This window comes from Ferrimicrobium acidiphilum DSM 19497, assembly GCF_000949255.1.
GTDB lineage: Bacteria > Actinomycetota > Acidimicrobiia > Acidimicrobiales > Acidimicrobiaceae > Ferrimicrobium > Ferrimicrobium acidiphilum.
This window is the reverse complement of sequence record NZ_JXUW01000010.1, coordinates 16,844-41,124: the sequence shown is the minus strand read 5'-3', so window position 1 is coordinate 41,124 and position 24,281 is coordinate 16,844. Positions and strand designations below refer to the sequence as shown.

Genomic DNA, 24,281 nt, shown 5'->3' with positions numbered 1-24,281 from the left:
CTAAGGTCATGCTGTCATAGTTGATGGAAAATTTGAGGTGCCGGGTTGTGGTTGCCATGATGGAATTGAGAGTGGGGACGCATGGGGGCCGGTGAGACTGCCAGTCGATATGCTGGTCTCGGCAAACAGATCTTCCTCGCAGAGGTTGGTCTCCTTGGGATTGTATTGGCGCTTGCCTTTGTAATGTACATGCAGCATCTCGCTATAGAGGTGCTTGTTGCAATCGTTGGGGCTATCATTGTCGAACCCCTGGTCAAGCTTTTGATGCGTCTGCGCTTTCCAAGAGGTGCGGCAGTAGCGCTCACTGTCTTTGTGGCTGCTGCGGTGCTAGTCGGTATTCTATTGATTTTTAGTGTCCCACTTTACTCGGCTGGTATTCGACTCGCCAATGATCTACCAGCGTTGATTCGCACTGTGACCCACAAGAAAACTCGGCTCGTGTCACTGTTAACCAAGTTCCATATTGAGCACTATCTGAATCTTTCTGCCCAAGGGATCGCCAAGTTTGCTGGCACTGCGGTCGGGCCAGCGCTGCTCGCAGCGAAGGGTGTATTGTCGTTTTTGACTGACGTGGTTATCACCGCTATGCTGACGGTGTTTTTTTCGCTCGAGGGACCGCGCGGCATAGACGTGGCTGTGGGTCTGTTGCCTAGTGGCAGTGGCAAGAATTTGCGTAGCGCTCTTCATGAGACTGCAGTTGCTGTCAGTGGTTACGTGCTAGGTAATCTCGCAACTTCGATCATCGCTGGCGTGGTGGTGTATGTCGCATTTCGCTCACTAGGGTTGCCATTCGCGCTGTTGGTGGCGGTGTGGGTTGGGCTGGTGGATCTAATTCCGCTTGTCGGTGGTCTCTTGGCAGGCATCCCTGCCGTTGGGCTAGCACTCCTTCATGGCTTAGTCCCAGCACTCATTCTTCTAGTGGTGTTTCTGGTCTATCAGCAGATCGAGAACCATCTACTCAATCCAGTGGTGCTTTCGAGGACCGTGCAACTTAATCCGCTGTGGATATTACTGGCCGTACTGATAGGCGCACAGTTAGCGGGGGTGCCAGGTGCGCTGGTAGCAATACCTATCGCAAGTGGCGTCCAGGTTTTAGCACGTCGACTGATCGCTCCTTGGATGCGTTCCAAGCTAAATCCGAAGTATTCAGACCCCGTGGTTGGAGAGGGTGGCGAAGCGTAGCTGCTGCGAGTTGACTAGGTCAACGAGCTGAGGGAGAGCTGCGAGTGTTGCCTGGAATGATCCAGGATATGAGGTACAGTCAGAGTCATGCAGGAGGATGGTGACTCCAGGGCGGAATCTAGATCGTATGTCGGCCATCACCGAGACTGATGATGCTTGGCGGCGCCAGTCTCTGCCCCATGTTCCCCAGAGGATCAGCCGGAGTCCTTCGGCGTGGGCAGCGACCAGATCGGCTCTCGTTATGATCCCATACGGCGGCCGATACCATGTTGGTCGAGTGCCGGTGGCGGTTTCGATTGACTCGATCGCTCGTGCAAGATCGTAGCGGATGCTTCTAGCGCTGCGCCAGAGATGGTTCTTGTGCCAATACCCGTGAGTCCCGAGTTCGTGTCCTCGCTCGATAATTTCGCGGGTGAGTTCCGGTTGGCGATCGACCATCTCTCCAAGTACGAAGAAGGTCGCCTTGACCTGGTTGAGATCGAGGATGTCGAGTATGAGTGGAGTCGAGATCGGGTCGGGCCCGTCGTCAAATGTTAGGGCAACCGATTGTGGATGGCCAAAGCCGAGGAGCCAGGGCGCGCTAATTGGTGCAAGTATCCAGGTGTGGGTCAGGAAGGATCCGATGTGGATCGTGAGCTTAGCACCGACCGCCGCGGCAGCCGCTGTAGTGGTCTTCATGCGCGTACCGCGCTCGTAGCGTGGAGAGTTGCAAACGGTGCCAGGATGAGGTGCTTCCTGCCAAGATGTGTTATCTCAGCCTCGATGACCTTAGCAGCGTGAGTGATCGACATGCTGGTGAGATTCAGCTCCAGAATCGCCCCCGGGTTAGGATTGATGTTGAAGCGGTGTGAAATAATGCGAGCCGGGATGATGGTTTGGTGGTGGAGTGAAGCCCACGCAAGATCAAAGGCATTCATTGTGTTTTGAGGAAGATAGGCGTTCACCTGCACCCCAAGGGCGTGTGCGAGATCGGCTCGCCCCGTAGATAAGTCGTTCTCTGGGAGTATGAAGTTAAAGTCCGAGGAGGTGCCAGTCCCGCCGTTGATCACCTCGACACCCTGATGGTAGGCGTAGCGGACCGCGTTTGGATCCGAGATGGCTTGCTGACCAGTAACAACAACCCCGATGCCAGAGCTTGTCGCCAATCTATCGATCTTTGGATTCGCGAGCTGCTGTGATGAGAGCCGGACGGAGAGATAGACATAGTTTGATTTGCTGGCGGTCTTGGTCAGGTTCAGGCCGTGATAGCCGATCACTCCTGAGACCAGGTTGGCCATCACGAAAAGGGCGATCAACATCGCCGCAGTGCGCGTGAGGCGAAGAGCCCACACTCCCCGACGCGTTGTCTGTGTCAAGCGAGCTTCGTGTAAAAGCTCTAGGATCGGCTGGTGGGGAGCGGGTTGGAACTGGCCGAGCTGCTTGTTTACCTGTTCAGACGGCTCGTTGCTCAGGCTTCGCACCTGTTCAACTAGTTCGTTCTTGTCGTGGCACCATACGGTGGCCCCAGCTGACTCCATCGCGGCTACATTTTCACGTCCATGACCCGCGATAGGGCGGTAGGAGATCACAGGGCGCTCTGCCGCCATCGCCTCTAGCGAGGTAAGTCCTCCGGCGTTTTGGATCACGACATCAGCAGCTGCCATGTAGAGACGAACATCGTCTGTCCAGCCAACAGCTAACCCACGTGTATCGTTTGCGAGTTGAACTTGAAGATCGCGGTTGTGTCCACAGAGCGCGACGGGGAAGAATTCATCGTTGCTCGCCAGGAGCTGAAAGGTCTCGGCTATATCACCAACTCCCCATGACCCCGAGACGATCAGTGCTACGAAGCGATCGTTCGGAATCGATAGCGCCTCCCGCGCCGCTTGTCTGTCGACGTGGCTAAAGAACTTGGGGTCAACGAAGGGTCCGGTGACCACTATCTCTCCGGAGGCACCCGCGCGAGTGCGAGCCTGCACAGCCGCCGTCTCAGAGACACAAAGATGGAGATCAACGTCTGGATGCACCCAGAGAGGGTGAACTGAATAGTCAGTGAGAAAGGTTGCGATTGGTCGATTAGAGACCACAGGATTGCGTTGGTGGCGCATCTGGCCTAGCAGTTGGGCACTGAAGGGATGGAGTGCAATGATTATGTCAGGATCTATGTCTTCGATCCAACGAGCCACGCCGCGCTGAAAAAATGCCTGGAGCACTCGACGTGTGAAGGTGACAATAGGTGTGAATCCGTTCCATAACCAGAACTCGAGCTGATAGGCCCATGGGGCTCGCTCCACCTCGAGCTTGAAGCCACGCTCAAGGATGCGTCCCATACGAGGCGAGGCATCAAGAAAATCACGAGTCTCGCATTCGATCCCGTAGCTAGCGAGTTCCTCAGAAACGACTCGGGCTACCCCGTTGTGGCCGCCACCCATTCTTGCAGAGAGCAGGAGTGCCTTTGTGGTTGACATTGACGTTCATCCTACCAGTTGGTCATAGACTTAGAGACCTCGTGGTGGTGCTTCTTTCTCTACTGGCTGCGGTCTGCTTTGGGATGGCTGCGGTTTTACAGTTCCAAGCCAGTACGGCTTCGGCAACCGAGTTAAATCTTCGTTTCAGCCTTTTGTGGAGGCTATTGGCAAACCCGCGCTTTGGCCTCGGGGCAGTTTTTGATATTGTCGGAGGTGGGGCGCAGTTCTTCGCTTTAAAGTACGGGTCGGTCCCTCAGGTATTGCCGATTCTTGCGAGTGGCTTTGTTCTCGCCGTGCTTTTCGAGCATTTTCTTGCTCGCAGACCTATCGGAGTTGGTGATGTGGTCGCGCTATTTGTGAGCTGTGGCTCACTCATCACCTTTCTCGTCCTTAGTCCGCCGGCGAGCGGGCGAACCATTTTCATCACTCCATCCATAGTGATTGGAGCACTTGGGGTTGTCATCGGTCTGTTGACCGTGACCCTGTTGCGGCCGCTATTGGCTGGCCATGGCAGGGTCCAGGCGATGTTAGGTGCCATTTTGCTAGGCATCGTCTCTATATTTGAGCGCGAAGTAGGGATTATTTGGACCCAGTTTGGAGCGCTTCGTACTCTTGAACATTGGGAACTCTGGATTTTACTGGTGGTAGGGGCACTTGCACTCCTGGTTGTGCAGAGTGCCTTTCAACAACAGAGTCTCGCGCGCGTGTTGCCTTTGGTGGCGGTTGGAGAGCCTATCGCTGCTATCACCATCAGCACATTAGCGCTGCAGACGCCGCTCTTTCGGGCTGGTCCAAGCGCGTTAGCCAGCATCCTCGCCCTTGTAGTGGAGATTCTCGCATTGATCTATCTTGCGCAGTCCGAGGTTCGTGTCGATTCGGAGCTCCACGATGGTAAATGATCTTGAGGTGGTATTTCTGCACGGACAACCTGGGAAGAAGGAGGATTTTGCTCTTGTCCATCGGTGGATGGATCCTCGGTTGAGAGTCGTCTGCATGGACAGGCCAGGCTGGGGTTCGAATCCGCTCGGTGTGGTCGGAATTGAGGCTAATGCGAAATGGGTGTTGGAACAGTTTGGCTCTCGTCGGGTTCTCCTTATAGGACACTCGTTGGGTGCAACCATCGCGGTACGGGCCGCTCAGCTTGACCCTGAGCGGGTGGCAGGACTGGTATTGGCAGCGCCCCCTATCACTCAAACTTCGCTTGTGGCAATTGATCGGCTACTCGCCGCACGGTTTTTCGGCGACATGACATCTGCGCTGATCGCTGGCGTCACTCTTGGCATACGAAGACATTCCCAGTTTGGACGGACCCGTCGAAGTTTTTTAGCCGAGCAACGTCACCTTCTAGCCGAGCTGCGTCTGGTGGAGAACCAGTTGCCATTTGTGCGATGCCCGTCGGTGATCGTAGCTGGTCTGCGAGATAGGGTGGTCCCACTAGCAGCTATGGTTCATGCTGCCGATCGTCTACCTAGTGCCACCCTGGAGCTGTTGCCAGCTTCTGGGCATGACATCCTTCACTCCTCTCCGGTAGCGTTGGCTGCGATGATCCGTGGCCTCCTGGGTCAGCTTCGTGGCGATCGGCGACTTGAGTCTTGTTCGTAGCTTGTCGGCTCCTCGAGAATAGTTTCAGCAGAAGATTGGTTGCAGTATTAGTGCGAGCTTTGTGTATACCTAAGTCAGGAAGCTTGTATTATACTTATTATGTCGTCCGGTCAAGTGGGCGATGCGGTGAGGGACAATGGGGTCCATAAATTGACTCGCTACTCGTTGGTATGATGACTCGGTTGGTGGCTCGAACACGGGGGATCGAGGTTGCACAGAACGAATTCGGAGGTGTTCGATGGAGTCGGCAAAGTTAGCGACCTGGGACTACGAAGCGTGGCGAAGCAACGCCAAGTGCCGAGAGATGGATCCTGGATGGTTTTTCCCAGTTGGCGTCACTGGCGACGCCGAGATTCAGATTCGCAGGGTGAAGGAGTTCTGCGCAGAGTGCGCGGTCTCCTTAGAGTGTCTCGAATTTGCTTTGCGGACTAACCAAGAGTATGGGATTTGGGGAGGCAAGGACGAGGAAGAGCGGCGTATGATTCGTCGGATTCGTCGGATTCAGCGAAGAACGCGAGTTGCATCGTAGGTTTCTTCCAGACCTTCAGCATGGGTGTACAGGTTTAATCTTCCAGATCGAACAAACCCGAGAAGGGTTATCCCTGCTTGGTTGGCAAGCTCAACGGCTAGAGCTGTGGGAGCTGAAACTGAGGCGATGTGCGAGAGGCCGGCACGCGCGGCTTTGAGTACCAGGTCTGATCCAGCTCGCCCCGAGAGTAGGGCTATGCCATTGGCAAGTGATACTCCATCAAGGATGGCGTGACCGATTGCTTTGTCCAGTGCGTTGTGGCGCCCGACATCCTCGCCCATGATGATCTCACCTTCACGAGGTTTTAGAAGCGCTGCATGCGAAGCACCGGTGGCCTGGAATGTCTTTTGGTGTTGATCGAATTCGTCGAAGAGATCGAGAACGTCGCGCACCTGGTAGCTCTGGCTGGACGATGATGCCATGGTGACCACGAGTCGGTCGACGAGATCCGCGGTCCCACACCAACCGCAGGATACGGGTCGCAGATCTGAAGGCTGAAGCTTTACCGGCTTGCGGAGCGCAACGGTGACCTTGTTGTAATCTTGGATGTTCCCGGGGCCAACGCAGTATCGAGTCTGACGTATGTCATCCTTGGTGATTCCGCTCTCGGTGGCTAAAATTCCTATCGCTAGAGCAAAGTCATCGCCGGGTGTACGCATCGTGGTGGTGAAGTGCACAGAGTCGGTTCCTGGCCACTCGACGTCAATAACCAGAGGTTCCTCTTGGATGAGAGAGTCCATGGCGACGCTGGTGACACCGTCTGTAAATTTGATGATTCTTCGAGTCTCAATCGAGTGGGCTAAGGGCACGTACTGAGTCTAGCAAGGCGGTCTCGAGTTGCTTGGTTGCAAGATCCCCAATGTCGTGGTGTCCTCAATTGGTGATACCACTAGCGGAGACGCAGCTAGCCGTTCCGAAAGCTAGCTGGGCCGAGAGCTAGCTAGCGTATCGTAGCTCCAAGGAAGTGGCCTACTCCATAGGTTACCAGTGCCGCGACTGCGCTGAGAATGAACTGGCGGGCCGCACCTTTGCTAACGCTGCGTCCGGTCATCGCTGCCAGCCCACCACCGACAAGCAGGCTCGCTACTCCTGCTGAAATGGCTGAGGCGATGACAGCAGCCGACCCGATGGTGACAAACCACGCGACGAGTGGAATAAGGGCACCAATGGCGAAGGAGAAGAAGGAGGCGAGTGCGGCTTGGATTGGCGATCCTACCGAGTCCGGTGCAACCCCGAGCTCCTCTTGGGCATGGACCTGTAGGGCGGTGTCGGGGTTTCGCATTAGGTAATCAGACACCTCGGCCGCGAGCTCTTTGGGAACCCCTCTAGATACATAGAGCTCGGTAAGTTCGCGAGTCTCGGCATCGGGACGTTCACGAATCTCGGTAGCTTCGATCCTTAATTCATGTTCGAACAACTCGCGTTGAGCTCCCATTGAGATATACTCGCCAACTCCCATGGAAAAGGCTCCAGCAACGAGACCTGCCAGTCCGGCGATAACTACCGCTTTGGGTGCGGGATGGGCGCCGGCTACGCCAAGAATTAAGGCAACGTTCGATAGCAGTCCATCTGAGACGCCAAACACCGCGGCGCGTGCGCCGCCACCGGAGATGTCGCGGTGACCATTGTGGTGAGCTTCCATGCCTTCACAATAGCGCACCAAGTATAGCGTTGAGCGCCCGGTTTCAACTTCCTGAGATCCGTTTTGGGAATTCTGTTCTATCATCGGTTAGACTGAAGCGATGAGAGAGCTTAAGCTGTTCGATCGAACACAACCACAGACGCTTCAGATTGGTGTTCTGCTCCTGTATCTCAACGCCGCGCTGGCTATCTTGGCGGTGTTATTTGGCGGTGGCCTGTCCATTCCTATACTTCTTCTAGACATTCTGCTTCCGCTTGGTGGTGCCTATGGTGTTGCGAATTCGCGAAAGTATGGCTACTACGCAGCAGTGGTGGCTACAGGTATCCCACTCCTGCTTTTGATCTATCTCGTCTTCACGGCGGGATTATCATCACTATTTGGTGCCCAGCTATTGAACGTAGTTTTGACAGTGGTTATGTTTGCACTCTTCATTCATCCTCAATCTAGGCTCTACGCCAAGACCTGGTTTCACTAGAGGGACTGTTGAACCCCGGGTGAGGTTATACGCCGAGTGAGGCTGCAGGCCGAGTGTGATCGTCACCGGCATGGGTGTGAGTTGACGACGTCTGTCGGAGAACGGATCCACCGGTTGTCCTGTTTTGCTCAGCGGCTGGAGTTGGTTAGCCGCGGAAGTTATTCAGTAGTTGGAGTCATTTAGCTCTGTTGTAAGCTCGTCGCGAATCTTTGCGATATGGGCGATATCGATTTCGGGGGCGTGAGGTGCAAGCGCGGCAACGGCTTCGGTGACGATGGAGGATGCGACCGAGTTGCGATACCATCTCTGATCTGCGGGGATGATATGCCACGGTAGTTCATCGAACGAGGTGGCAGGTATGATGCGTCTGTAGGCTTCAGAAAAGCTACTGAAGTGTTCGCGAGTAGTGAGGTCATTCGGCGAAAACTTCCAATGCTTCTCTGGATTCTTCAGCCGGCTTAGCAGCCGCCTTCCTTGTTCCTCGTAGGAGACATGAAGATATAATTTCACGATCGTGATCTTCTGTTCGAGAAGGTAGCTCTCGAATTCATGGATCTCGTCGATGCGTGTCATGAACGCTTTTTCTGTCATCTTCTTGGTTGCTAGTGGAACGATGAGATCTTCGTAGTGCGATCGGTTAAATACGCCGATCTCACCTCGTGCGGGGACGGCTTGGTGGATGCGGTACAGGTAGTCATGAGCTGCTTCGTCGGGGGTTGGAACCTTGAAACCATGCACCTTCACACCCTGGGGATTGACTCCGCCGAAAACAGCGCGAATCGTTCCATCTTTTCCAGCGGTGTCAAGACCCTGAAGAACTACAAGTACTCCGTCTGTCGCCTGTGCGTAGAGCGCCTCTTGGAGCGCGACGAGTCTCTTGACCGCCCGGCGTCGGATCTTTTTCGCCTCCTTCTTACCGAGCTCCGGTGCGCCTAGGATCACCGAAGTCTCCGATGGTATATCGTCGCTGCTGGTTAGCTGCGTGAGTTCTGACCACTCTTGATCGATGTGATGCCCCATCCGATTGACCTTACTCTAACTATCACTTTGATGCGGTAGGCTAACGAGGCGCCCGACCATTCGCAGGTGGTCGAGGAAGAGAGGGGTTGCCGGTGCATCTCAGTGGGTCCAGTAGCTGGCCTGAGTTCTTGGTCATAGTTGTCTTGGTCTTGGTGGGGGTACGGCTGGTGTTCAAGCTTGCCGTGACCATGTTGCTGCTAATTCTTGTCCTAGCAGTTGGATTATGGACACTTGGAGTGGTGGCAATCCATTAGCTATCAACCGCCGCTGGATTTCGTAACCGGCTAAGCTCGGTCTCCGAGCAGCCACAGAGTTGTTAACCCGCGAACTGGGTTCGCTGGTTTTCGCATGGGCGCTACCTTGGTTGCTAACGTTGTTCAGGTGAATGGGTGTTGTTGGATCCGATACATTGCTGTCCGAGCCGGATTGCGATCCTACGAAGTTCTGGTGTGGCCGTCGTTAGGGCGCAAAATGGCTGGTGACGTTTAGCAGGTGCGCCTGGAACTGTAGCCACTGTGGTTGGGCATCGTGACCGCTGCATACTGTCTGCTTATACCAAGATGAAGGCAAACCATGGGTGCCTACCATCTGTGCTCTGGTGAGTTGCAGCGCCGATCGTATGTTGTCAGCAGGAGTCAGCTATAGTAGCGGAACAGAATTTCGGCAACCATCGAGGGTTTTGGAGCACCCTCGACCTCGATGGTAACGTTCACCTGAACCTGAACTCCCCCTGCGACGTCTGTGACCTCGGCTACGGTGGCGCCGAGACGAACGCGGCTATCCACAGGAACTGGCGATGGAAAGCGGACCCGGTTCGCGCCGTAGTTTACTCCCATTGAGACTCCGTCAACCGAGAGAACTTCGGGCAGCATTGCAGAGACTAGTGATAGAGTTAAGAAGCCGTGCGCGATAGTGGTCCCAAACGGGCCCTTCTTAGCGGCTTCAGTATCTACATGAATCCACTGATGGTCGTCGGTGGCGTCGGCAAAAGTGTCGATTCGTTCTTGGCTTATAGTGCGATATGGCGTAAATCCAAGATCGACTCCTACGAGTTGCTTGAGCCCTTCGACTCCATGAACTGGTGTTGGCATGTGACCAAGCGTAGCATCATCTTCGGGCGACGGGAGTTCAGGCTCTACACTGTTAGGCGAGTATCCGAGGAGGCCCGCAGATATTGAGCAATCTTTTTCAACAGTATGTAAAGGCGCTTCCAGCACTTCTGGTTGCGCTCGTGGTTGGCATTGCTATCGCCTTCGCAGTTATTCGCCTAACTCGCTGGGTAAACGCACGTCATCCAAATTCCGTGCGCACTGCAGCACTTCGCAGGCTTAGAGGGCCGGTAAGGGCACTCGTTCCGTTGTTGCTCATGATCGCGTCGTTGCACTACGTCAAGGCCTCAGTCTCGGCTGAGATGGATATTCGTCATGCTATCTGGATTTTGCTGATCGCCGTAGTGGCGTGGGGTCTGGCCCGGCTGGTGGAGTCGATAGAGGACGCTGTCCTCTACTACTATCACATCGATGCGGTCGATAATCTGAAGGCAAGACGCCTCCAGACCCAGATTCGAGTGTTTCGAAGGATCATCGTGGTGGTGATAGCCCTAATTGCTCTCGCAGTGATTCTGTTCTCATTTCCATCCGTACGATTGGTGGGAGCTGGAGTGCTCGCCTCGGCAGGGATTTTGACCATAATCGCCGGTATCGCCGTCCAGCCGGTGGCATCCAATGTGATTGCAGGAATTCAGATTGCTGTGTCTCAGCCGATCCGACTGGACGATGTGGTCGTCATTCAGGGACACTGGGGGAGGGTTGAGGAGATCTCGCTCACTTATGTGGTGGTGAGAATTTGGGATCTTCGACGTTTGGTGCTGCCGATCTCGTATTTCATCACAAATCCGTTTGAGAACTGGACCAAAACTACATCGGATATCCTCGGTATCGTCCACATAGAGCTCGACTACACGGCACCGGTTGCGGCGATTCGTGAACAGTATCTGGCGATCCTCGCCTCCTCGCCGGATTGGGACGGTTCGGTTGCACGTATGCAGGTAACCCAGCTCGGTGTGTCGACGATGCAGTTGCGGTTCGTGATGAGCTCGCCTGACAGCTCGAGGTCCTGGAATCTTGAGTGTGAACTGAGGGAGAAGATGATCCTGTTCTTGCAGGAAAAGTATCCTGAGGTGTTGCCTAGAGTGCGAGCGGAGATGGTGCCATCATCGTTGAAATTCGCACCCAAGGATCCATCTGCTGACGAGTTCACCAAGGTCGCCGACGGTCTGGCGGACCCTAGGTCAGCGTATCTGTTTAATGAATCCACTATGGCGACGGGTGCGCAGCGGTCGTCGAGTCGATCCAAGAGTTGACAGCCTGCTCTCGGGCATCGAGTTCCATTGGGCGGGGTGACTAGAATGACTCTGACGGCCGAGGTGGCCGCGGGCAGGAAGATGCAAAAATGGTTCTAGTGGCGTTTGTGGTTGCGCACATCCCGCGGGATATCCTCGAGGGGATGTTTGTGGTTGCCGTCGGCGGTATGTTGGTTTCGGTCGTTCGAAAAGTCGCTTCTGGCGAGATAAAAGCCAGTTCTTGCCCGCAATGCGACCGTCCGACTTCCAGGGCCTACCCACGCTGCCGCCACTGTGGCGCACAGCTCGCTGATAGTGGCTGGTCGAGGAATCGTTCAGCTCTGTGAATGGTTAGATCACTAGGATGATGCAGAGCGACAGTGTGCTCCCTGGAGAGGGAGCGAAGCAGCCTTATGTTCGAGAGATGTTCGATCGTATTGCTGGAACTTATGATATTGTAAATAGAGTAATGACGTTCGGTCTTGATCAAGGATGGCGTTCTAGGTTGATACGTGAGATGCAATTGGGAGCTCACGCACAGGTCCTCGATCTCGCCTGTGGCACTGGGGATTTTCTGAAGGCTTGGTCGGCCAAGGGTGCCCAGGTCTACGGGCTTGATCTCTCCTATCAGATGTTGCGCAGGGCGGAGCCGTTTGCGCCGCTGGTGCAGGCGGCGGGGGAGGCCTTGCCCTTTGCTGATGCGAGTTTTGATGCAGTCAGCTCCGGTTTCGCCGTCCGCAATTTTGCTGACTTCGCCGGAGTGCTCGCTGAGGTATCTAGGGTGTTGAGGCCGGGTGGTGTTCTTGGAGTGCTGGAGGTAGCAACACCAAAGAGCAAAGTAGTACGCGAGCTGCATGGATTTTACTTTGGATCACTCGTCCCCTTGATTGGTGGCCTGATCTCATCGGACAAGGTTGCCTATCGGTATCTCCCTCAGTCGGTTTCATATTTGCCCTCTGAGGATCGGTTTGTTGAACTCTTTGAACAGAGTGGGTTTGTTGACTTGAAGCGTATCGTTGTCGGACTCGGCGCGGCACAGCTACTGATTGCAAAACGGAGAGGCGTGTGAGGTTTCTTGCCGGTTTGTCTATGGTCGGGTCGTTTGGAGCCGGTCTTCTCTATGGATTCATTACGAGTCTTGAGGCCCACCACATCCCTTTCCAACTGGTTGAGGCTGCTGGCAGTCTCTACGTGGGCGTAGGACAACCCGTTCTGTGCGCATCCGACCCTGGTATCAGCCAGCCCGGACCATGTTTCCTGTCTAGTGGTTTTCTTGTCTCGGAGTCATTTCAAGTTCGAAGCTACCCTGTCGTTCTGGTGGCGGGCAGGGATCGTCTCGAGGTTGATGTCTATGAGGCACATCCGCGGGCTGCATCCGAGCTAGGTATTTTTGGGCTCGCCTCAGATGTGCGTATAGTCGCCGGAGGTGCCCTCCTCCAAGGGGATCGCGTCCATGACTTAGAGGCCACGTCGCGCCGAATTCAGCTCGCTAAGCTCGCGATCGATCAGGGGCAACTCACCAAACTCGTGGTCGCCGGGCATGCAACGCAGGAGGTGACCGAGAGATTTTCCATCGGTGGTGCCCTTTCTCGGTTAAAGAAGGCACATCCGGCGAGCCACCTTTACTGCGTCGATGGCTTCTTTGGTGCCTCGCCCGAGCTGGTAGCCGCAAAATCAGGCAATCTGCTTTCGCTTCGTCCGCTCGCCGGAACCGCCTTGAGGGGCGGTCAGGTGGCGTTGTTGAACTCCTCAAAGGACCTGTTCGAACATCGGCTAATGGTGGAGCAGTTGTGCGACGATCTTGGCGGCTTTGTGAAGGAGCTAGATAGACCCGCACGCCCGGTACTCTTTGACGCTGGTCGTCTGATTCACCTGGCTACACCTATGCGAGGACGGCTCCTGCCCGGGGTGACGCTCGCAGATGTGGTGTTGGCTATCGCCCCAACTGCAGCAGTTTCAGGTGTTCCGCGGATCAGTGCTGTCGAGATGTTGCGTGAATTGGAGATCTTTCGTGGCAAGTACGCCGGGATTGTTGGTCTCACGGATCCATTCGGTGACGGTGAGGTCTATCTCTCGATTCGAGGGGCGAGCGTCGTGGATGGCCGTTTGGATCTAGTCGCTGGCGCTGGGATTGTTGCAGATTCCCAGGTCGATTCAGAGGTGGCTGAGATCGAAGCGAAGATCGATGTTGTGACGCGTGCCTTGAGTGCCCGTTAAGGTGGATGGGTATGCCTGATATTCTCAGAGTGCAAGGTGCGCGTGAGCATAACCTCAAGGACATTTCGGTAGATATTCCGAGGGATCGCCTTGTTGTGTTCACTGGTCTCTCTGGCTCCGGGAAGAGTTCGTTGGCTTTTGACACCATTTTCGCCGAGGGCCAACGGCGCTACGTAGAATCGCTTTCGTCATATGCACGACAGTTTCTTGGATTGATGGAGAAGCCCGATGTCGACTTTATAGAGGGGCTTTCTCCAGCTATCTCTATCGACCAGAAGACTGCCTCTCATAACCCACGCTCCACTGTCGCCACCGTAACCGAGATCTATGACTACCTTAGGTTATTGTTTGCTAGGATCGGACATCCACACTGTCCGCAATGTGGCCGCGAGGTGTCTCAGCAAACCCCGCAGGAGATAGTTGATCTCATCGCCTCGACCTTTGCTGATCGTCGGGTTATGATCGCCGCTCCTTTGGTACGGGAGCGTAAGGGCGAGTACCAGGCGTTGCTCGACGACCTCACTAAACAGGGATTCGCCCGGGTCATGATCGACGAGGAGCTCGTTGAACTCAGTGATCGCAAGCAGGTGACACTCGAACGCTATGAGGCGCACTCGATCTCGGTGATCGTCGATCGTTTGCGCGTGAGCCCCACAGATGTTCGGCGGCTGATCGAGTCGACGGAGACGGCGTTGGGGGTGACCAAGGGTCGTGTGGATGTGCTTGAGGTTGATGAGGATCGTCAGGTCATACGTACAGAGCGATACTCTGAGGAGCTCGCCTGTGTGGCTTGTGGAATCTCGCTCGGGAAGCTCGAACCGAGAAACTTCTCCTTTAATTCACCGTTTGGTGCTTGTCCGGTCTGTTCCGGGCTTGGCATGCGTTTTGAGGTCGATGAAGAACTGGTGATGCCGGATCCTTCGCGGTCGCTGCTCCAAGGTGCAGTAGCACCGTTTAGTGCCCTCCGTGCCGACTATCTCGAACACATGCTTGAGCGAGTCGCCAAAGAGTACAAGATTCCGCTGACCAAGCCGGTGGGCTCGCTAAACGAGGAACAGCGCAATGTAATCCTCTATGGAGTCGATGATAAGGTCCTCCATGAGTATGTCGATCGTCGAGGTCGCGAACGCTCCTACAGCTTCACTTACGAAGGCGTCGTCAACTTTTTGAAGCGCCGCCATGGTGAGGTCGAGACCGAGACCACACGGGCGATAATTGAGTCGTTCATGCGTCAGGTGCCATGTGAAGGGTGTCAGGGCACCAGACTCAAGGCGGAGGCGCGAGCGGTGACCGTCGATGACATATCCATCGATCGCCTAGTTGCGCTACCGATAGGTGAGGCACTCGACCGACTCGAACACTTCAGCCTTGATTCGCGCGAGCGCCAAATTGCAGTCCAGATTCTCAAGGAGATCTCTGCCAGATTGCGATTTCTGGTCGATGTAGGACTCGATTATCTCACGCTATCTCGTAGCGCAGCCACGTTATCAGGTGGCGAGGCACAGCGAATCCGGTTGGCCTCGCAGATTGGATCTGGCCTCGCTGGCGTTCTCTACGTGCTCGATGAACCATCCATTGGACTTCATCAGCGCGATAATCATCGACTTATCGATACGCTTGTGAAGTTACGCGATCAGGGGAACACAGTCATAGTCGTCGAGCATGACGAAGATACGATTCGTGCTGCCGACCACGTTATCGACTTTGGGCCAGGAGCCGGCGAGCACGGCGGACAGGTCGTGTTTGAGGGTAGGGTTAAGGATCTGCTGCGCTCTAAGTCCTCGTTGACTGGGGCCTATCTGTCTGGAAGACGAAGTGTGACTGTCCCTGAGGCTCGTCGTATCCCTGAACGTGGTTTTATCACCGTTCACGGAGCTCGTGAAAATAATCTCAAGGACATCGACGTGGCCTTCCCTCTTGGCGTCTTCACCTGCGTTACCGGTGTGGCGGGCTCAGGCAAGTCGTCACTGGTCAACGAGATCCTCTTCAAGGCATCTCGGGCTGAGGTCAATCGTTCACGCGATATACCCGGCAGGCACAAGGGTATTACTGGGCTTGAGTTGATTGACAAGGTCATCGACATAGACCAGTCGCCCATTGGTCGTACTCCACGGTCTAACCCGGCCACCTACACAGGGATGTTCGATCACATTCGGAAGCTGTTCGCTGAGATGCCTGAGGCTCGGGCTCGTGGCTATAGGCCAGGACGTTTCTCCTTCAACGTCAAGGGTGGTCGGTGCGAAGCCTGTAGCGGAGAGGGCACCAACCGGATTGAGATGAACTTTCTGCCGGACGTCTTTGTGACCTGTGAGGCCTGTAACGGAGCTCGTTTCAACCGTGAGACGTTGGAGATCACCTACCGTGATCATTCGATCGCCGATGTTCTTGCCATGCCGATTGAGGATGCGCGCCAGTTCTTTGCCAGACAACCGCCGATCGTGCGACACCTGGTGACCCTCGATGAGGTCGGTCTTGGTTATGTTCGTCTCGGACAACCTGCAACCACTCTGTCTGGTGGGGAGGCTCAGCGAGTCAAGCTCGCGAGTGAGTTGGCTAGGAGATCGACCGGCAAGACTCTCTACATACTCGACGAGCCCACTACTGGCTTACATTTCGAAGACGTTCGAAAGCTCCTCGTTGTCCTGCATACTCTGGTTGATCAAGGCAACACAGTTGTCGTCATCGAGCACAATCTAGATGTTATCAAGACGGCAGATTATCTCATTGACCTCGGCCCTGATGGGGGTGAACGGGGCGGGCAGATACTGGCTACAGGTACTCCCGAAGAGGTCGCTGCTGCCTCAGCCAGTTACACGGGCCAGTTCCTAGCGCCTCTGCTGCGTCGTGATTGAGCGACCAAACAAAGCCTCGATCCCTGATCAACCTGGTTCGTACCAGTTCCGTGACGCCGAGGGTCGGGTGATCTATGTTGGCAAGGCGAAGTCGTTGCGAAATCGACTATCGAGCTACTTCGTCTCTCCGGAGACTTTAGCTGGTAAGACTCGTGCTATGTTGGCGGTTGCTGAGTCCGTAACTTGGATCACGGTCGCCAGCGACGCAGAGGCATTCATGCTTGAGTACTCGTTGATCAAGGAACACCACCCGCGTTACAATATCAGGTTGCGTGACGACAAGAGCTATCCGATGATTGCTGTTACCACCAACGAGGAGTGGCCACGCGCGATGTTGGTACGAGGAGCACGCCGCTCCAAGGTTCGTTATTTTGGTCCATATGTAAGTTCGGGTGCAGCAAGAGAGACGCTCGATCTGCTTCTGCGGGCGTTGCCGCTCCGGAGCTGTTCGGCTGCCAAACTAGCCCGGCATACTCGTGATGGCCGACCGTGCTTGTACTACCATATCGGTAGATGTGTCGGACCGTGTATCGGTGCGGTTACTCAGGCCGAATACCGCGAGATGGTGGAGCGTGTCTCTCAGTTCCTTGGTGGGCAAGGAACTGAGCTCGCCAACGGCATAGAGGCCAAGATGCGACAGGCGGCTAAGGCGCTTGAGTTTGAACAGGCTGCGAGGTACAGGGACCAGCTAGAGGCTATCACCAGCGTTCTTGAACGGCAGGAGATGGTCGTCAGCAGCGATGCCGATATGGACGTATTTGGGTTTAGCGCAGACGAGCTCGAGGTGAGCCTGCAGGCGCTTCGAGTGCGCGCTGGTCGCGTCGTTGGCACCAATGGCGTCGTCGTTGATCTAGTTGAGGACCTCACCCAGGAGGAGATGCTGACGCGGGTCTTAGAGCTCTACTACGCAGAGAAGGCCTTCGACTATCCGTCCAGGGTGGTTCTTCCAGCTCCAATAGCCGATCAGGAGCGGCTGGAGCAGTTGCTTAGTGAGCTGGCCGGCAGAAGGGTGCAGTGTGGCGTTGGGCAGCGTGGGAGACCTCGTGCACTAGTAGCGACGGCGACAGAGAATGCACGTCAGGAGTTTCGCCGACATCGGACTCGGCGTGCAAGCGACCACAACGCTAGAGCAGAGGCACTCGTTGATCTGGCTCGACGCTTGAACCTTCGTGAGTCTCCCCTGCGAATCGAGTGTTATGACATGAGCCATCTTCAGGGGACCAACTATGTTGGGTCGATGGTTGTTATGGAAGATGGCTTGATGAAGCATCGGGACTATCGCCACTTCGGGGTGTCTATCCCGAAGAATGATGACTTTGCTGCCATGGAGGAGGTGTTGCGTCGACGACTTAGCCGCCTGCTCGCCGAGCAGCAAGGCGATCTCGATAGGAGTAGGAGATTCGCCTATCGACCTAACCTGATCCTACTCGACGGTGGTGCTGGTCAACTTTCGGTCGGCATTCGCGTCCTAGCGGAGCTCGGACTGAGCTCGTCGATCGAGCTCGCATCGCTTGCCAAGAGTTTCGAGGAGGTCTATCGTCCTCAGCTCAGTGAGCCGCTGCGCTTGCCTCGAGGCAGCCAAGCACTCTACTTGCTACAGACGCTCCGGGATGAGTCGCATCGATTCGCAATCACCTACCACAGACGACGGCGTACCATCACCGCAGAGCAGTCGGTGCTCGACCAGATTCCGGGCCTGGGCCCCAAACGGCGCTCGAAACTGCTGGCACATTACGGCTCTGTATTTGAGATTGCTCAAGCTTCTCAGGACGAACTCGTGGCTACAAAGATCGTACCCCGGGCCGTGGCCACGCAACTCCTAGAGCAACTGACTAAAGTCTACGGTACGACGAGTAGCCCAAGCGAGGAGTAGAAGTGGATCTCGAAGCATTTCGTTCGCTGCCGGAGTGGCCACTTATTTTGCGTGAGTCATGGGAGACCAATGCGTCCTGGTGGCAGGCTGGGTTTACGGAGGGTAGTGACGCCGAGTATGAGGAGCAGATAAAGCCGATCGTGCGTCTAGGTCTTCGTGGTGCGCATAGGGTGTTAGACCTTGGCGGTGGTGATGGTCAGTTAGCTCGCGTTCTCGCTGACGATGGTGCCGATACCGTAGTGCTCGATAGCTCTCATGCCCAGTTAACTACGGCTCGTATCCGTGGGTCGTCAGCCGTGTTAGCGACTGGGGCGGCGCTTCCTTTTCAGAATCGGAGCTTCGATGCCGTCCTTATCTGTCTCGTCCTAGAGCACGTTATAGAGCTCGACGAGGTCTTGGCGGAGGTGGCGCGAGTTCTCGAGGCTGGCGGTCGATTCTTACTCCTTCTCAACCATCCGATCCTCCAGACTCCAGGGTCAGGCTTCATCGATGACGTTGAACTCGGTGAGCAGTACTGGCGACTTGGCCCGTATCTTCGTGAAGACATCCAGATGGAGGAGGTGGATGCGCAGGTGTTTGTACCCTTTGTCCATCGCCCACTTTCTCAGTATGTCAACCGTGCTAGCGACAGGGGATTGACTCTCGTCGGCATGGAAGAACCAGCTCCTCCCCCTGGTTTCGTGGCTCGTGCCGACGAGTATAGGCAGGTCCAGGAGTACCCTCGCCTGCTCGTCTTGCATTTTGAGCGTCGCCCATGAGCCAGTTGGTTGTCGTCGCTGGAATGTCGGGGGCAGGGCGCTCAACAGCGGGTGCGGCGCTTGAGGATGCTGGATGGTTCGTCATAGATAACCTCCCTCTCTCGCTGATCTCAAAGGTTGTTGAGCTTGGGTCCCAGGGCAGCATCGACAAGCTCGCCCTGGTCCTTGGATACCCTTCGAACAACGACTTCTTCCAGCTCGTCGAGTTGATAGACGAGCTCAAGGCGGCACCGATTGATGTTCAGATGATTTTCCTCGAGGCGCGCGATGACGTGTTGATCTCGCGTTTTGAGGGAACCAAGCGCCGACATCCGATAGTGGCCGAGGGATTGGCACCGGCGATCGCCCTTGAGCGAGTCTCGCTGGAGAAGGTGCGAGATCTCGCTGATGTGATTGTGGAGACGTCAGCTTTGAGCGTCCATGATCTGCGTGCTAGGGTCCTCGAACTCGCTGATCCTACTGCACTTCGCCAGCGGCTTCAGGTTCGAGTGACCTCGTTTGGGTATAAGTATGGGATTCCCCTGGATGCGGATCTCGTGTTCGATGCCCGGTTTTTGCCCAACCCGTATTGGTACTCACAGCTACGTTCAAAGTCTGGTCTTGATCAAGAGGTCCGGGAGTTTGTGCTTGCGCAGCCAGATACCACTCCCTTCCTCGAACACCTTTGGCCTCTGGTCGAGTTTCTGCTCCCGCGGTTTGTGGCGGAAGGGAAGTCTTATCTCAACGTCACCGTTGGTTGCACAGGGGGGCGACACCGTTCGGTGGTGATAGCAGAGTTGGTGGCGAGGCGAATCACGCAGGCCGGGTTCTCGGTGCAGACCTCCCATCGTGACTTGGAACGGACAGAGTAATGCGCGCTGTGGCACTTGGTGGGGGTCACGGGCTGGCGGCTTCGTTGCAGGCGCTGCGCACAATCGCCGATGAGGTAACAGCGATCGTTGGAGTTGCCGATAACGGTGGCTCGAGCGGTCGGCTCCGAGAGTTTTGGCACGACTGTCCAGCTCTTGGCGATGCTCGTCTTACCGTCTCTAACCTACTAGGGGAGTATTCGCAGCTAGCCAGCCTCCTAGAGTATCGGTTTCAGACGGGAGAGCTAGCTGGACATGCCCTCGGCAATCTCATGCTCTTCGGCCTGCTCGAAAAGACAGGAAGCCTTGACGCGGCGTTAGAGGAGTTGAGGGCGCTTGGTGACCTCGATGCGCGCGTGTTGCCGGTTAGCAATGCCCCACTTGAACTTCATGGAGTAGATACCCTTGGTAACCCTCTGGTTGGACAGTTAGAGGTCCACTGGTCACCGTCGGTCGCCAGGGTTTGGATCGAACCTGATGTTCCTCCCTTTGAGGCTGCGGTGGCTGAGGTGATCGGCGCCGATGTGGTGGTCCTTGGGCCCGGTTCTCTCTATACCAGCGTCCTAGCAACTGCACTCGCCCCAGGTATGGTTAAGGCCCTCTGCGATACCCGAGCAGTGGTGGTGTTTGTGGCTAACCTTGCTCCTCAGGAGGCTGAGACGCGCCACTATGATACCGACCGAACCATCCTGGCCCTTGTTGACCACGGTATAGTGCCAGACGTCGTGGTAGCGCATAAGTTTGTCGAGGCTAAGTCGAGGGTGACCGATCTTGGTGGGCGCGCGAGGCTCTCGGTTTGGGAGGGACATTTGAGTGAGGACGGTGTACGGCATAGTCCATCGTTGTTGGCAAGTGCGTTTACTAGTTTGGCCAAGATCGGACAACGAAGGTAGAGGTTGCGCGTCGTCTACAGGAGCAGGAGTTCATGCCGCTAGAGTTGACCTGCACGGCTCAGGTTGGGCGGCGAGTCTAGTGTGAGGTTCTTGACCTAGCATTTCTGACTCTTTTCGACGGCGATGGACCAGTGAGAATGTAAGGGGTATTGATGGCATATCGTGTGGCAATCAACGGTTTTGGACGTATTGGGCGTAGTTTTGTTAGGGCAGTTGCGGCTGGTGGTCACCCGATTGAGATCGTGGCGATCAATGACCTCACCTCCCCAAGCGTGAACGCGCATCTCTTGGCGCATGACTCCACCCAAGGACGTTTCCCTGGCGAGGTGCGACTCGATGGCGATGATCTGGTTGCAGGCGGACAGCGAATGCGAGTGCTAAGCGAGCGTGACCCGGCTGCGCTCCCTTGGGGTGAACTTGGCGTCGATTGCGTGATCGAGTCGACCGGTATCTTCACCGATGGCCAGAGAGCAGCGGCGCACCTCGCCGCTGGTGCAAAGCGGGTGCTGATCTCGGCGCCGGCGACCAACGTCGACGGTACCTTCGTAGTTGGGGTCAATGATGACGAATACGACCCTGAGCGACACAAGATCATCTCAAACGCCTCCTGCACCACTAACTGCTTTGTCCCTATGGTGAAGGTGTTGGACGATGCCTTTGGCATCAATCAGGGGCTCATGACGACTGTGCACGCCTATACAAATGATCAGAACCTCCTCGACCTTCCGCACAAGGATCTGCGCCGCGCCAGGGCTGCAGCCGTCAACATAGTCCCCACGTCGACCGGGGCGGCGAAGGCTACGTCGCTGGTAATTCCTGCTATGCAGGGGCGGCTAGATGGGGTGGCTATTCGGGTTCCAGTGGCCGATGGTTCCTTGACCGACGTGACGATGGTGGTACGCGGCTCCATCACTGCCCAGGATGTTAACCTTGCCTTTCGCGAGGCGAGCACGAAGGGTCCACTCGCGTCTGTGCTGGTCTACTCGGAGGAGCCTCTGGTCTCAACTGATATTGTCGGTTCGCCAGCATCATGTACCTTCGACTCATTGCTTACAACGGTGCTCGACCTTGGCAATGGGACAAGTCTGGTCAAGGCGTTTGGTTGGTATGACAACGAGTGGGGCTATTCATCTCGTCTAGTTGATCTGGCGATGGTGGTAGGACGAGGGATCCACAGCCTGTGAGGCCGTCGGCGATACCTACTATTGACGATCTTGAGCTTCGGCCCGGCCACCGTGTCCTGTTGCGTGCTGATCTAAACGTCCCGCTGCGTACCGCTCCTGATGGGACGCGTGTGGTTGCAGATAGTTTTCGCATCGATGCTGCCCTGTCTACAATCGCGCGTCTACGCGAAGCAGGTGCCGAGGTGGTGGTCTGTTCGCATCTAGGGCGTCCAAAGGGAGTTGATTCGGCCTTCGATATGGAGCCGGTTAGGGCTGTAATCGCTGACCACTTCCCTGAGGTCGAGGTGCTTGAGAATCTGCGCTTCGATCCAAGGGAGGAGGCGAATGATCCTGGTTTTGCAGCTGAGCTAGCGGCTGGATTCGACGTCTACGTTAACGATGCCTTTGGGGTGTCTCATCGTCGACATGCCTCGATTGTCGGTGTCCCTCCGCTGCTTCCATCCGCAGGTGGGATCACCTTGCTTGAGGAGGTTAAGAACCTGACATTGTTGCTCGAGGCGCCTGCCCGCCCCTATGTGGCGGTGTTGGGTGGAGCTAAGGTCTCCGATAAGCTCGGGCTACTCAACGCCTTGGTGCGTCAGGTGGATACGCTCTTGGTTGGCGGAGGTATGTGTTTTACCTTCCTAGCTGCTAGAGGAGTGGAGGTCGGAGACTCACTAGTAGAGGAACAGATGATTGATCAGTGCCAACACCTGCTCGACACAGGAAAGGTTGTGCTTCCTCTCGATATCATGGGGCTGGCCACCGGAGACAGCTTTGGTGAAGGCGAGCGAACCGGTGAGCCGCAACGATTCGGACTTGGAGTGCCAGCTGGGTACAGGGGACTCGATGTTGGTGCTGCGACCGTGGAGCGCTTTGGAGAGATTCTCGTAGATGCGCGTTCGATTCTTTGGAACGGTCCAATGGGGGTCTTTGAAGACCCTCGCTTTCGACAGGGAACCGATGGGGTGGCAGCGGCCATTGGGCGCTCTGAGGCCTATAGCGTGGTCGGCGGTGGTGATTCGGTTGCAGCGCTTCATCAGGCTGGACTTGCCAAGAATGTCTCCCATCTTTCCACTGGTGGAGGTGCCACCCTTGAGTACCTTGAACACGGCGATCTCGTTGGACTCGCTGCTCTTCGCCACTCGAGGGAGCCATGATGAATCGCAAGTTAGACGATCTACTCCCTAGCCCTGACCCCGTCAGCCATCGAGTGCGCTTGATCTCCGCCAACTGGAAGATGAACCTCAATCACCTTGAGGCGATCGCTCTCGTTCAGAAGCTGTATCATCTTTTGCGACCGGAGGATTTTCGGTATGCAGAGATCGCGATACATCCTCCGTTCACCTCCTTGCGATCGCTCCAACTGACGTTTGAGGCGGATCGTATGCCATTTACCTTAGGGGCACAGAATGTCTCCGATCAACTCTCCGGTGCATTCACGGGTGAGGTGTCCGCACAGATGCTTTCGAAGTTGGCGGTCGGATACGTGATTGTCGGTCACTCTGAGCGACGCCATCTCTTTGGCGAGACCTCGGAGCAGGTGGCTCAAAAGGCGTTGGCAGTTCAGCAAGCTGGCATGCGTCCGATCGTCTGCCTTGGAGAGTCTCACGAACAACGTGAGAGCGGACTGACGCTCGATGTGCTTACCGCGCAGATCGACCCGATTCTTAACACCTATCCGCTAGAGGCGCTTGATACCATCGTGATCGCCTACGAACCGGTCTGGGCTATTGGATCTGGTGAGTCGGCTGATCCAGAGGTGGTAGAGGGCGTTGGTCGGTCGCTTCGTGAGCTCTTGAGGCGCAGAGTTGGTGATGAGATCGCCGCTAGGATCCGACTCCAGTATGGGGGATCGGTGAGTGTCGGCAACGCGAGAGAGTTCATGAGCCTCGAGGATATCGATGGGCTGTTGGTTGGAGGTGCTAGCCTAGATGCCGAGGTTTTTGCACAGTTGATTAGGGCTGCCTGAGTCGGCTAAGTGCTGACAGCTTCAAGCCCTCTTAGATCGTTCGTTCCATGGCGAGTGTGCACACGCTTATAATCGGGTTCGAGTGATCCAGGATCGGTGTGGATAAGCTAGCTTGGAGCGTAGGCTGTACCTGAAAGATTTTGTTTGTAATGGTCTGTAGGAGGTTCGGTGTTAACGGCGATTCTTGTTGTCTTTGAGGTGGTTTCCGCGCTCGGAATGCTCGTCTTTGTTCTGCTGCACTCCGGCAAAGGGGGTGGGCTATCAGACCTCATGGGTGGCGGCGTTGGTTCAACCGCTGCAGGCTCGACGGTAGCAGAGCAGAATCTTGATCGGATCACTATTTTGTTGGCTTGCATTTTCGCATTTTCTGCGGTCGCGTTGGGGCTACGGTTATAGGCCCAGCGCCACTCTCTGACTTGCTATTTGGCGCTGTTGATTCGTATGGTTATCGGTTAATAATCGCTCTA

23 protein-coding genes are annotated in these 24,281 nt (G+C 55.7%); 17 read left to right on the top strand and 6 right to left on the bottom strand.

The features are described 5' to 3' along the window. Window positions 1-81: 81 nt before the first annotated feature. The gene (locus tag FEAC_RS06520) at window positions 82-1,182 is read left to right on the top strand and encodes an AI-2E family transporter (RefSeq protein WP_035390079.1); all 1,101 of its coding nucleotides are present in this window, start codon (window positions 82-84) and stop codon (window positions 1,180-1,182) included. Here FEAC_RS06520 and FEAC_RS06515 read toward each other — a convergent pair. Both FEAC_RS06515 and FEAC_RS06510 read right to left on the bottom strand, forming a co-directional pair. After that, on the bottom strand, window positions 1,147-1,860 hold the full coding sequence (locus tag FEAC_RS06515; protein ID WP_052565875.1) for a polysaccharide deacetylase family protein: 714 nt from the start codon (window positions 1,858-1,860) through the stop codon (window positions 1,147-1,149). The genes FEAC_RS06520 and FEAC_RS06515 overlap by 36 nt on opposite strands. Further along, window positions 1,857-3,629 (bottom strand): MGDG synthase family glycosyltransferase, encoded by a 1,773-nt coding sequence (locus FEAC_RS06510; RefSeq protein ID WP_035390078.1) that lies wholly within the window; start codon window positions 3,627-3,629, stop codon window positions 1,857-1,859. Before FEAC_RS06510 ends, FEAC_RS06515 begins: the two co-directional genes overlap by 4 nt. Here FEAC_RS06510 and FEAC_RS06505 point away from each other — a divergent pair. The 3 genes from FEAC_RS06505 (at window position 3,623) to FEAC_RS06495 (ending at window position 5,760) form a co-directional block, all read left to right on the top strand. Beyond that, on the top strand, window positions 3,623-4,528 hold the full coding sequence (locus FEAC_RS06505) for a DMT family protein (protein ID WP_152623114.1): 906 nt from the start codon (window positions 3,623-3,625) through the stop codon (window positions 4,526-4,528). The two genes, FEAC_RS06510 and FEAC_RS06505, sit on opposite strands and share 7 nt — an antisense overlap. Then, window positions 4,518-5,231 carry an alpha/beta fold hydrolase gene (locus FEAC_RS06500; RefSeq protein ID WP_035390074.1) on the top strand — a complete coding sequence of 238 codons (714 nt, stop codon included), beginning with the start codon at window positions 4,518-4,520 and terminating at the stop codon, window positions 5,229-5,231. Before FEAC_RS06505 ends, FEAC_RS06500 begins: the two co-directional genes overlap by 11 nt. A 238-nt stretch (window positions 5,232-5,469) precedes the next feature. Continuing rightward, window positions 5,470-5,760 (top strand): WhiB family transcriptional regulator, encoded by a 291-nt coding sequence (locus tag FEAC_RS06495; RefSeq protein ID WP_052565872.1) that lies wholly within the window; start codon window positions 5,470-5,472, stop codon window positions 5,758-5,760. On the opposite strand, the gene fdhD is transcribed toward FEAC_RS06495, so the two are convergent. Together fdhD and FEAC_RS06485 are read right to left on the bottom strand one after the other, a co-directional pair. Continuing rightward, window positions 5,733-6,569: a formate dehydrogenase accessory sulfurtransferase FdhD gene (gene fdhD, locus FEAC_RS06490; RefSeq protein WP_052565870.1), complete on the bottom strand. Its 837-nt coding sequence runs from the start codon at window positions 6,567-6,569 to the stop codon at window positions 5,733-5,735. The two genes, FEAC_RS06495 and fdhD, sit on opposite strands and share 28 nt — an antisense overlap. Window positions 6,570-6,700: 131 nt before the next feature. Beyond that, window positions 6,701-7,420, bottom strand: a complete 720-nt coding sequence (locus tag FEAC_RS06485; protein ID WP_236684616.1) for a VIT1/CCC1 transporter family protein — start codon at window positions 7,418-7,420, stop codon at window positions 6,701-6,703. 82 nt (window positions 7,421-7,502) lie between these two features. On the opposite strand from FEAC_RS06485, the gene FEAC_RS06480 reads away from it, so the two are divergent. Then, the gene (locus FEAC_RS06480; protein WP_052565868.1) at window positions 7,503-7,877 is read left to right on the top strand and encodes a hypothetical protein; all 375 of its coding nucleotides are present in this window, start codon (window positions 7,503-7,505) and stop codon (window positions 7,875-7,877) included. A gap of 162 nt (window positions 7,878-8,039) precedes the next feature. On the opposite strand, the gene FEAC_RS06475 is transcribed toward FEAC_RS06480, so the two are convergent. Both FEAC_RS06475 and FEAC_RS06470 read right to left on the bottom strand, forming a co-directional pair. Then, window positions 8,040-8,897 carry a PPK2 family polyphosphate kinase gene (locus FEAC_RS06475; protein WP_052565866.1) on the bottom strand — a complete coding sequence of 286 codons (858 nt, stop codon included), beginning with the start codon at window positions 8,895-8,897 and terminating at the stop codon, window positions 8,040-8,042. A 635-nt stretch (window positions 8,898-9,532) separates the two neighbouring features. Further along, window positions 9,533-9,988 carry a MaoC family dehydratase gene (locus FEAC_RS06470; RefSeq protein ID WP_035390642.1) on the bottom strand — a complete coding sequence of 152 codons (456 nt, stop codon included), beginning with the start codon at window positions 9,986-9,988 and terminating at the stop codon, window positions 9,533-9,535. A gap of 83 nt (window positions 9,989-10,071) precedes the next feature. On the opposite strand from FEAC_RS06470, the gene FEAC_RS06465 reads away from it, so the two are divergent. The 12 genes from FEAC_RS06465 to secG all read left to right on the top strand — a co-directional run bounded on the left by FEAC_RS06465 (window position 10,072) and on the right by secG (window position 24,210). After that, window positions 10,072-11,259, top strand: a complete 1,188-nt coding sequence (locus FEAC_RS06465; RefSeq protein WP_052565864.1) for a mechanosensitive ion channel family protein — start codon at window positions 10,072-10,074, stop codon at window positions 11,257-11,259. A 343-nt stretch (window positions 11,260-11,602) separates the two neighbouring features. Continuing rightward, entirely contained in the window at window positions 11,603-12,307 is a 705-nt protein-coding gene (locus FEAC_RS06460; RefSeq protein ID WP_081901189.1) for a ubiquinone/menaquinone biosynthesis methyltransferase, read from the top strand. Next, entirely contained in the window at window positions 12,304-13,455 is a 1,152-nt protein-coding gene (locus FEAC_RS06455) for a chorismate-binding protein (protein ID WP_052565861.1), read from the top strand. The genes FEAC_RS06460 and FEAC_RS06455 overlap by 4 nt, the downstream gene beginning before the upstream one ends. 11 nt (window positions 13,456-13,466) lie before the next feature. Beyond that, window positions 13,467-16,307: an excinuclease ABC subunit UvrA gene (gene uvrA, locus FEAC_RS06450; RefSeq protein ID WP_035390646.1), complete on the top strand. Its 2,841-nt coding sequence runs from the start codon at window positions 13,467-13,469 to the stop codon at window positions 16,305-16,307. Then, complete coding sequence (gene uvrC / locus FEAC_RS06445; protein WP_035390648.1) at window positions 16,300-18,180, top strand: excinuclease ABC subunit UvrC; 1,881 nt, start codon at window positions 16,300-16,302, stop codon at window positions 18,178-18,180. The genes uvrA and uvrC overlap by 8 nt, the downstream gene beginning before the upstream one ends. 2 nt (window positions 18,181-18,182) lie before the next feature. After that, on the top strand, window positions 18,183-18,938 hold the full coding sequence (locus FEAC_RS06440) for a class I SAM-dependent methyltransferase (protein WP_236684615.1): 756 nt from the start codon (window positions 18,183-18,185) through the stop codon (window positions 18,936-18,938). Beyond that, the gene (rapZ, locus tag FEAC_RS06435; protein ID WP_035390649.1) at window positions 18,935-19,789 is read left to right on the top strand and encodes an RNase adapter RapZ; all 855 of its coding nucleotides are present in this window, start codon (window positions 18,935-18,937) and stop codon (window positions 19,787-19,789) included. The genes FEAC_RS06440 and rapZ overlap by 4 nt, the downstream gene beginning before the upstream one ends. Next, complete coding sequence (locus FEAC_RS06430) at window positions 19,789-20,679, top strand: gluconeogenesis factor YvcK family protein (protein WP_035390650.1); 891 nt, start codon at window positions 19,789-19,791, stop codon at window positions 20,677-20,679. Before rapZ ends, FEAC_RS06430 begins: the two co-directional genes overlap by 1 nt. A 152-nt stretch (window positions 20,680-20,831) precedes the next feature. Beyond that, window positions 20,832-21,863: a type I glyceraldehyde-3-phosphate dehydrogenase gene (gene gap, locus FEAC_RS06425; protein ID WP_035390651.1), complete on the top strand. Its 1,032-nt coding sequence runs from the start codon at window positions 20,832-20,834 to the stop codon at window positions 21,861-21,863. Then, a complete protein-coding gene (locus FEAC_RS06420) occupies window positions 21,860-23,002 on the top strand; it encodes a phosphoglycerate kinase (RefSeq protein WP_052565859.1) in 1,143 nt (380 codons plus the stop codon). Before gap ends, FEAC_RS06420 begins: the two co-directional genes overlap by 4 nt. Beyond that, the gene (tpiA, locus tag FEAC_RS06415; protein ID WP_052565857.1) at window positions 23,002-23,814 is read left to right on the top strand and encodes a triose-phosphate isomerase; all 813 of its coding nucleotides are present in this window, start codon (window positions 23,002-23,004) and stop codon (window positions 23,812-23,814) included. Before FEAC_RS06420 ends, tpiA begins: the two co-directional genes overlap by 1 nt. A 168-nt stretch (window positions 23,815-23,982) precedes the next feature. Next, window positions 23,983-24,210 carry a preprotein translocase subunit SecG gene (gene secG, locus FEAC_RS06410; RefSeq protein ID WP_035390652.1) on the top strand — a complete coding sequence of 76 codons (228 nt, stop codon included), beginning with the start codon at window positions 23,983-23,985 and terminating at the stop codon, window positions 24,208-24,210. Window positions 24,211-24,281: the final 71 nt, after the last annotated feature.